7 protein-coding genes are annotated in these 9,169 nt (G+C 45.2%); 5 read left to right on the top strand and 2 right to left on the bottom strand.

Annotated elements, in window-relative coordinates:
- Both RMO27_RS22850 and RMO27_RS22845 read left to right on the top strand, forming a co-directional pair.
- Positions 1-234 (top strand): AAA family ATPase (locus tag RMO27_RS22850; protein WP_309736835.1); only part of this gene is annotated, 234 nt, incomplete at its 5' end.
- 3 nt (positions 235-237) lie between these two features.
- Positions 238-1,188, top strand: a complete 951-nt coding sequence (locus RMO27_RS22845; RefSeq protein ID WP_309736834.1) for a hypothetical protein — start codon at positions 238-240, stop codon at positions 1,186-1,188.
- A gap of 9 nt (positions 1,189-1,197) precedes the next feature.
- Here the strand turns inward: RMO27_RS22845 and RMO27_RS22840 are convergent, their stop codons facing one another.
- On the bottom strand, positions 1,198-1,788 hold the full coding sequence (locus tag RMO27_RS22840) for a Uma2 family endonuclease (protein WP_309736833.1): 591 nt from the start codon (positions 1,786-1,788) through the stop codon (positions 1,198-1,200).
- Between the two features lie 60 nt (positions 1,789-1,848).
- The gene (locus RMO27_RS22835; protein WP_309736832.1) at positions 1,849-3,444 is read right to left on the bottom strand and encodes an Hsp70 family protein; all 1,596 of its coding nucleotides are present in this window, start codon (positions 3,442-3,444) and stop codon (positions 1,849-1,851) included.
- A 102-nt stretch (positions 3,445-3,546) separates the two neighbouring features.
- Here RMO27_RS22835 and RMO27_RS22830 point away from each other — a divergent pair, with 102 nt between their 5' ends.
- From RMO27_RS22830 to RMO27_RS22820, 3 genes are all read left to right on the top strand, one after another.
- Positions 3,547-5,031, top strand: a complete 1,485-nt coding sequence (locus tag RMO27_RS22830) for a serine/threonine-protein kinase (protein ID WP_309736831.1) — start codon at positions 3,547-3,549, stop codon at positions 5,029-5,031.
- A 156-nt stretch (positions 5,032-5,187) separates the two neighbouring features.
- Positions 5,188-7,767 (top strand): leucine--tRNA ligase, encoded by a 2,580-nt coding sequence (gene leuS / locus RMO27_RS22825; protein WP_309736830.1) that lies wholly within the window; start codon positions 5,188-5,190, stop codon positions 7,765-7,767.
- A gap of 100 nt (positions 7,768-7,867) precedes the next feature.
- The gene (locus tag RMO27_RS22820) at positions 7,868-8,812 is read left to right on the top strand and encodes a DUF4351 domain-containing protein (protein WP_309736829.1); all 945 of its coding nucleotides are present in this window, start codon (positions 7,868-7,870) and stop codon (positions 8,810-8,812) included.
- Positions 8,813-9,169 lie beyond the last annotated feature (357 nt).

The raw sequence follows: 9,169 nt of genomic DNA, 5'->3' as shown, positions 1-9,169 counted from the left end.
AAACGACTCAGCTTGTATATGTGGCTAAAATTCAATAAAATTGAAAATGCGATCGTGCTGATGGATGAAGTAGAAATTGCCTTGCATCCAGATTGGCAATATCAAATCGTTAACGATCTGCAAACATGGGCACCGAATAATCAATATATTCTGGCTACCCACTCGCACGAACTTTGTCAAGCTCTGACACCCGCTCACGTTAAAGAGATCGAACCTAAGTTAATTAAGAAATAGACGATGTTAAGCGAGGAAGAGTTAGAGCAGCATTGTCGATATATTTTAAGCCAACGCCGAATTAAAAATAAAATCGTCATCTTATGCGAAGGCGTTCGCGCTCAACGTGGGGAAAGATTATCACCGCAGCTATATGGGAAAATGGAAGAGTTACCTGATGCTAATTTTTACAATGCTTGCATCCCATATTATTGGACGCAAAAAAGACCACAGTTTTTCAATTGTGGCGATCGATCGGATACTCTCAACACCTATTCCAAACTACTAGAGATAAATGCGATAGAACCGGAGATCTCATTTCTATCATCCGATTTACTGTTTGCTCTTGTTGATGTAGATTTATGCCCTGCTCAGATTGAAGATTATCATTTTGCAGACACCGAAGATATTTTTCACGATCTTTATCAAGGCTTGTGTGTGCGGATCGATCGATTACCAGATCATCGCATCTGGGTGACAGGGTTTAAACACAAAGAAGCATATTTCATCAATCCCGATCTTCAGTCTTTTTTTGATGAATATCCTCTACCAATTATGTATCGGGAAGATCGATTGAAGCTAGATAATCTATATCAAGATATGGCCGATGAGTTGTGTAAGGACGCCGATTTGCATAATAATTTGTCGATCGCTAGTAAGCGAATTCAGCATTGTCCAGATTTAGAATGTAGCGATTTACAGAGATTATCACAATCGTGGCGATCGCAATGGGAAATGACAGCAAATTATCGAGATGAGCTAGTATTCCCGTTACTGGCGATCGCAAAATCTAAACCTTACTGGAAAGAAGAAATTCAACCAGATGAATCATACTCTCGCTCTGCCACTGTATTTAGAGATGCATTATCACTGGAAATAGCGAAGAAGTTTTATGCACGTCAGAATGGAGGTGACTGTTTGCATTACCATCTGCCCTGCTTTTTCAAATATTTATATGATGAAATCTTATCTTGAAGATCGAGATTATTCTGCCGTGTCAAATTCGACATCTTCATAGATAGATGCGATCGAACATTCAAACTCGATGCAGGGAAATTCAACAATTGTGGGATCTGTGAGATCTTCACTAGAGTAAGGCGTTAATTCCCATTTTTGGCGATCGTTCAAGCGATAACATTCGATCGAAACTTGGCGCGGATCGATGATGATATATTCCTGAAGACTGGGCATTTGTCGATATTGTTTGAACTTTTCACCTCGATCGTAACTTTCAGTCCCAGGCGATAATACTTCAATAATTAACCGAGGATGAGAAATTAACTTTTTCGATTTAAAATCTTCACTATTGCAGCCAACAACAACATCGGGATAAAAGTATGGTCCTTTAGTACTTACTTGAACTTTGATATCATTGATAAATACTCGACAGCCAGTTCCTCTCAGTCTGTTTTTTAAAGCAGATGCGAGATTGAGCGCAATACTATTATGAGGTAGGGTACCACCAGTCATAGCATAGACTTCACCATTGAGATACTCATTTCTAAATGGTTGTTCTTCCTCCCATGCTAGGTATTCAGTTGGGGACATGAATAATCTATCTACACTGGCAACCATGCCATCTACCTCCTTATTGGCGATTATTATAGTGTAATAAATATTTCTCTAGCTTGCAAATCAGCTTAATTCGGCAACGATTCCATCAGCTAAAAGTGTTTGATTGGTGAGTAAATCTTCGACAGTAATCCGTAACTGGCGATCGCGATCGACATTGAACGACACCTTGACTCGATCGATCCCCGGATAGCCGGCTGGTTCGAGTTTGGCGATACTTCTACCACCCTCGCGATCGTTTAAGGCTTTAACATCTTTCACCCCACCAGTCAGACACCGCGTAATCAACCTATCGCCATCAAAATAGACTTCGGTACCGCCAGTTGTCGCTCCTAATTCGCCGATAATTAACTCGATACTCGGTTGATTATCGCGCGAGGCACCGAGCATTAATTCGACAGACTCGGACATCGGATAAGCTTGCCCCGATTGAATAATGGGATGCCAATTGTGGGCATTGCGGCGTTTATCCCAATAGCGGACGCCATAACTATGATAGAGAAAATCTTGAACTTCGATACCTTGAAGTAGTTGTAGAGCACCATGAGCGATCGCCTCAAATGGTTTGGATTGACGAATTTTATTTTCATCAAAATACTGTCGCACCCAATTTTGGACGGCGGGAATTTGGACGGTACCGCCAACTAATAACACGCCATCGATATCATTAGTTTCGATGCCTTGACGACGGGCTTGTTGGAGCACTTGCGTCATCGATTCATCCAAGCGATCGAAAAATTGATGGTCTGTTAATACTCGATCGAATCTGTCGCGGGTCAGGCTAAACTCATAACTATCAAACGTGCGATCGTCGAAATAAGCTTCTGTCGCGATCGATTGTAAGGAAAGTTGAATTTTGAGCTTCTCCGCCAAGCGGGTAATCAGTGGTGTGACTTTGACGCCTTGCGCCTGGGCTAACTCTTGGGCTACCCAATTATCGATATCCGTCCCGCCCAAATTTTGTCCCGCTTTGGCAATTACTCGCGCTAATTGGGGCTGTTGCGTTGCCGCTTCCAGGGATTTATCGCCCCACTTTAGGAGGAAGCCGAGCGGCTTTTTACCTTGCTGGACTTGCTTGGTAAGCTGTACCAGCGATAAATCCAGCGTCCCCCCGCCAAAATCGACCACCAGCAGGGTTTCGGCGGCAGTCATGCCATATCCCAAGGCGGCGGCTGTCGGTTCGTCAATCAGGCGAATCCGCTCGACTGGGAGCAGATCGCAGACGCTGCTCAACCAGTTGCGATATACCTCGAAACTATCGACAGGCACCGTTAAAACTAGGGATTCGCCGACGGTTAACGACTGTTGTAACTGTTTGAGGATGCCCGTGAGGAAGAGTTCGCCCACCCGCTCAAACGTCATCGTCACCCCATCTAATTCCGGCAAAAAGCCCTGAATCTGCGCCCCAATTCCCCGCTTGAAGCCGCGAAAATAGCGATTGTCACTTTGGAGATCCAGCCCACGATCGCGTACCATTTGCCCTAATAAAACTCGATCGGTACTACCATCCTCAACATAGATCAAACTGGGAATTAACGGTGGATTCATCCCGCCGACTGAGGATAATCCCGGCAATGTCACCGTCTCGGCTTGTTGTGTCGCGGCATTCCACCGACTGATGACGGTATTACTAGTCCCAAAATCGATCGCGATGGCCATAGAAAGGTGATGTGAGGAGGCTATTCATTTAGCCTACCACGACCAATATTTGACTTGGGATCGATCGCGACGATCGATCGGGCACTATAGGTAAAAAGGTATATGCGCGTGCCCGATCCCGATTTTACCAATTACCACTATCAAATCCACCGCGAATTGGGATGCAACCGCGAAGGGGGACGGATTAGTTATCTAGCGCAGCGGTTGGATCGTCCCAACGAACTGGTAGTGATCAAGCAATTTCGGTTCGTGCAAACTGATGCCAATTGGCAAGGCTTTAAAGCCTATGAACGGGAGATTCAATTCCTCAAAGAGCTAGATCATCCTCGGATTCCGCGTTATTTAGATTCTTTTGAGACTGTTGATGGTTTCTGTATGGTGCAAGAATATAAAGCCGCGCCAACATTAAGTGATCGCCGCACGTTTACGCCGATCGAGATTAAAACCATTGCCCTTTCACTCTTGGAAATCTTAGTCTTTCTCCAGCAGCACGTTCCGCCGATTTTTCATCGCGATCTTAAGCCCGAAAATATCTTGGTGGACGAACATCATCAAGCCTATCTGATTGACTTTGGTTTGGCACGGATCGATCGCCAGGAAGTGGCTATCAGTAGTATGGTTGCTGGCACGCCTGGTTTTATGGCTCCTGAAGAATTATTCAATCGCCCCTTAACTAAAGCATCAGATTTATATAGCTTGGGCGCGACAATTATTTGTTTGATTACCAATACCCGATCGACCGATATCAACAACCTGTTAGACGATCATTATCAGCTCAAATTTGCCCATTTAGTTACGGGTGTCAACCCCTTATTTACGCGGTGGTTGCAAACCGCAATCGCACCCAATCCGCGCGACAGATTTCCCGATGCTCAAACCGCCAAACAACAATTAGCCTCGATCGATATCGAAAATACCGATTGTGTCGCGATCGAATTAGTTAAGCCAGCTTCAACTTCATTAACACCATTATTTGTGATGTTGGGAATGACGATCTGCGGAGCAGCCTTACTAGTTGGCAGCGGCTTACTATTTACTGGCAATCCCACCCCAATCGTGAATACTATTGATACTCCGATCCCGAGGATGCCGGCCGAAACTACTACTGGTAATGGGTGGTTCGATCGGATCAAACCCCGCTGTAATGCCGTCGAAGCAGTCACCGCCATAAATGCCAATCCACCCCCCGCCGATTGGCAAGGCGTGGGTTATGCTGCCGCCTGCTATGCGCTAGCGGGTAAAATCGATGCTGCCGATCGCGCGATCTGGCAATTAGAGCCACAATTACGCGCCCAAGCCGTAAATATCGTCTTTGAAATCGGCCATCCTGTTGCCGATGCTGGCGACGATCGATCGGCGGGGCCGATTATGGAGCTAGTATTGAAATATTGGCCGCAAAACTATATGGCGATGTACCATGCGGGGATGTCTGCTTATGCTTTGGGCGATATTCCTTTATCCCAGCGGCGATTGACTGATTTTCTCAATACTTATCAAGCTGTAGATGGCTGGACGAATAATGCCCGCACTGTCTTGGCGAAAATCGATCGGGGTACGATCGATGGCAGCTACCCCAAAGATCCTTAAAGTTCCCTTCCTAATCGATCGAAAATTGGCCAGCAAACCCAGTCGATCGATGCTTTGACTACTAAGGCAGTTTATATTTAATATTCAACCCCTTCTGGCGATCGTTGACGCTTAGTTAGCCTTGGGCAGTCCCTGTTCTCACTCAAACCAATAGCTATGGAATCTAATAATTACCAGCCTAGTGCGATCGAATCCAAATGGCAGCAGATTTGGGATGATGGCAATGTAGACCAAACGGATCATACCAGCACCAAGCCCAAATTCTATGTGCTCTCGATGTTTCCCTATCCGTCGGGAAATCTGCACATGGGGCACGTTCGCAACTATGTCATCCCCGACGTCATCGCCCGCCAGAAACGGATGCAGGGATATCGGGTGTTGCATCCGATGGGGTGGGATGCGTTTGGGCTACCTGCGGAGAATGCCGCCATCGAGCGAGGCATTCATCCCGCAACGTGGACGTACCAGAATATCGCTCACATGCGGAGTCAGCTCAAAAAATTGGGACTGTCGATCGATTGGAATTTAGAACTAGCCACTTGTTCGCCGAAATATTATCGCTGGACGCAGTGGATTTTTCTGAAATTTTATCAGGCGGGTTTGGCTTATCAAAAAGATGGGATGGTCAATTGGGACCCGATCGATCTGACAGTCCTCGCCAATGAGCAGGTGGATGGAGAGGGGCGTTCCTGGCGGTCTGGGGCGATCGTTGAGAAAAAAGCCCTCAGACAGTGGTATTTCAAAATTACCGACTATGCCGAGCAATTATTGACCGATCTAGATCAATTGGCAGGATGGCCGGAAAAGGTCAGATTGATGCAGGCAAATTGGATTGGGAAATCGATCGGGGCAGATTTAGAATTCCCAATTGTCGGCAGTAGCGAAAAGATTACAGTATTTACAACTCGTCCCGATACGGTTTATGGCGTGAGTTATGTCGTCCTGGCTCCCGAACATCCCTTAACGGCAAAAGTTACTACTCCAGACCAAACAGCGGCTGTAGATACCTTCATCACCGAAGTCAAGCAGCAAAGTGAGATCGATCGGACGGCGGAAGATAAACCCAAACGGGGTGTCGCGACGGGTGCGATGGCGATAAATCCGTTTACAGGTGCAGAAGTACCGATTTGGATTGCTGATTATGTCTTGTATGAATATGGTACGGGCGCAGTGATGGGCGTTCCCGCTCACGACGTGCGCGATTTCAAGTTTGCCAAGCAGTATCAGCTACCGATTACGCAAGTAATTGCGCCAGCGAATCAGGAAATTGGCGAACCCCTGACAGCAGCCTATACTGACTCAGGCACGATGATTAATTCCAGTCAGTTTGATGGATTAGATTCAGTTGCGGCGAAGACAGCTATTCTCGACGATGCCGAGCAAAAGAGTTATGGTCGATCGAAAATTCAATATCGGTTGCGCGATTGGTTGATTTCCCGCCAACGTTATTGGGGCACGCCGATTCCGATGATTCACTGTCCCAAATGTGGAGTCGTCCCCGTACCTGAAGCCGATCTACCTGTCGAGTTACCTGAAGATATCGCCTTTACTGGCAAAGGTGGCAATCCGCTGGCGAGTTTGGACTCGTGGGTAAATGTATCATGCCCTAGTTGTGGGACTCCCGCCAAACGGGAAACCGATACGATGGATACGTTTGTGGATTCTTCTTGGTATTATCTGCGTTATCCCGATGCCACAAATAACGATCGGATCTTCAATACCGATCTGACTAATAATTGGTTGCCAGTAAATCAATATGTCGGCGGTGTCGAACACGCCGTATTACATTTACTATATGCTCGCTTCTTTACCAAGGTAATTCGCGATTTTGGTGGTGAAGATAATGGTAAAACGAAGTTTCTCAACTTTGACGAACCGTTTACCCAATTGTTGACACAGGGCATGGTGCAGTCAACCACCTATAAAAATACTCAAACTGGCAAATATATCGCACCAGGATCGATCGTAGATCCCAACAATCCAAGAGATCCCGATACTGGCGATACGCTAGAAGTCTCCTTTGAGAAGATGTCCAAATCTAAATACAATGGTGTCGATCCAGAGGATGTATTAGCAAAATATGGTGCTGATACAGCGCGAATGTTTATCTTATTTAAAGCACCTCCCGAAAAAGATTTGGAGTGGGATGATGCAGATATCGAAGGACAATTTCGATTTGTCAATCGGTTGTGGAAATTGGTCACAAGTTTTACATCTATTTCGACATCAGCAAGTGGCGAATTGTCTAAAGTAGAGAAAGATTTACGTCGATCGATCCACATTGCCATTCAAGCCATCACCGAAGATTTAGACGGTGAATATCAGTTTAATACGGCGGTATCCGAACTGATGAAGCTGAGTAATGCCCTCACTGATGCTGGCTGCAAAGATTCACCAACTTATGCAGAAGGCATCACCACTTTGTTGCTATTACTCGCACCCTTTGCACCGCATTTAGCTGAAGAGCTATGGCAAATAATTGGACATACTGATTCTGTTCATTCCCAAAGTTGGCCGCAATTAGATGAGACTGCTTTAGTTGCCGATGAAATTACGCTAGTGATTCAGATTATGGGTAAAACTCGCGGGACGATTCAAGTGCCGACAAGTAGCGATCGAGTAGCACTAGAAACCTATGCCAAAGAATCATCAATCTTCCACAAATATGCAGAGGGCAAGGAAATTAAAAAGGTAATCATCGTCCCTGGCAAGTTAGTCAATTTTATCATCGCCTAATTAATATATAAACCCGATTTCTTGAAGAAATCGGGTTTTTTATTCGAGCCTTTACTCATATAATTATTATTAAATAATACCCATAATCTCGCTCCTACTGATGACTCAATTTCCTCATGATGAGTTTGCGAAAAACTTTTTGGACTCCTTATTATCTCCATTAGGCTCAGTCCAAACTTCTCAACAAATTAGTAGTGAAGTGCGCTATGCTGATGTCTATTTTACGCCCCAACCTAATTCCGTCAGCACTGAAGATCTAGGATTGCTGGCTAAATTAGCTGCTAATTCAGTAGTATTTGAGCCATTTCGCAATTCGGTGAAGATTCCCCAGATTAGGGCTTGCATGTCCAAGTTATTTGACTTGCATCAGGCTTTAGGCAAGGAAGCAAAAAAAGAGAAGCAGCCAGAATTATCTGAGGATAGTTTACCGATACTGTGGATTCTGACTCCAACTTTATCCGCACCGATTTTAGAAGGTTTTGGAGCTAAATTAGATCTGGATGAGTGGGGCGAGGGGGTGTATGTAATGCCAGCTCATTTTAAGACAGGGATCATTGTGATTCACCAGTTACCCAAGACACCAGAGACTCTATGGCTTAGAATATTGGGTAAGGGTAGAGTGCAAGAGCAAGCAATTCAGGAAGTAGCGGCTTTACCAGCAGCGCATCCACAACGAGATAATGTCTTGGATTTGCTGGGAAATTTGAGAGTGATTTTAGAAGCTAGAGCAAATATCGAACCAGAGGATCAAGAATTAGTTATGCAATTATCACCGTTATATTTGGAAAAGATTCGGGCGGCTGAGTTGGTTGGAGAACAACGTGGCGAGGAGCGTGGAGAGCGACTAGGGGAGCAGCGCGGAGAAATTAAAGAGGCACAGGTTTTAATCCTCCGTATGTTAAATCGACGGGTGGGGAATGTGTCACCAGATGTATCGGAGCGGGTTAAAGCGTTACCACTGGCTCGGTTGGAGGAGTTGGGTGAGGCGTTGTTAGATTTTACTCAGATGGGGAATTTATTAGATTGGTTGGCGGAGAATGAATAGAAGGGAACGTATGGCCATTCTAGGCTCGTACAATCTAAGATCGTATCCAAATCAAACTTTTCAAAATCTCCTTTTTGGCTTAATCCTCTCGATCGTTAAATGTCATTAGTTTTAAGTGCTGCTTTCTTTCTAGGAGCTGGTTTTTAAAGGATTGAGCTAAGTCTTTGCTCGTGGGGGTTAACCAGATACTCAAGCCCTTCAAATAAAATTAGCGGCTCATCCCCACACTCGTGGGGATGAGCCGCTAATTTTATTTGAAGGGCTTGAGTATCTGGTTAACCCCCACGAGCAAAGACTTAGCTCAATACTTTAAAAACCAGCTCCTAGAAAGAAAGCAGCACTTAAAACTAATGACAT

Origin of the sequence: Chamaesiphon sp. OTE_75_metabat_556 (genome assembly GCF_031378165.1) — a bacterium.
Lineage (GTDB): Bacteria > Cyanobacteriota > Cyanobacteriia > Cyanobacteriales > Chamaesiphonaceae > Chamaesiphon.
This window is presented reverse-complemented; position numbering and strand designations above follow the sequence as displayed.

Coding starts and splice junctions, on each gene's coding strand:
- leuS (WP_309736830.1), top strand. CDS start 5,188: ATGGAATCTAATAATTACCAGCCTAGTGCGATCGAATCCAAATGGCAG.
- RMO27_RS22830 (WP_309736831.1), top strand. CDS start 3,547: ATGCGCGTGCCCGATCCCGATTTTACCAATTACCACTATCAAATCCAC.
- RMO27_RS22840 (WP_309736833.1), bottom strand. CDS start 1,788: ATGGTTGCCAGTGTAGATAGATTATTCATGTCCCCAACTGAATACCTA.
- RMO27_RS22820 (WP_309736829.1), top strand. CDS start 7,868: ATGACTCAATTTCCTCATGATGAGTTTGCGAAAAACTTTTTGGACTCC.
- RMO27_RS22845 (WP_309736834.1), top strand. CDS start 238: ATGTTAAGCGAGGAAGAGTTAGAGCAGCATTGTCGATATATTTTAAGC.
- RMO27_RS22835 (WP_309736832.1), bottom strand. CDS start 3,444: ATGGCCATCGCGATCGATTTTGGGACTAGTAATACCGTCATCAGTCGG.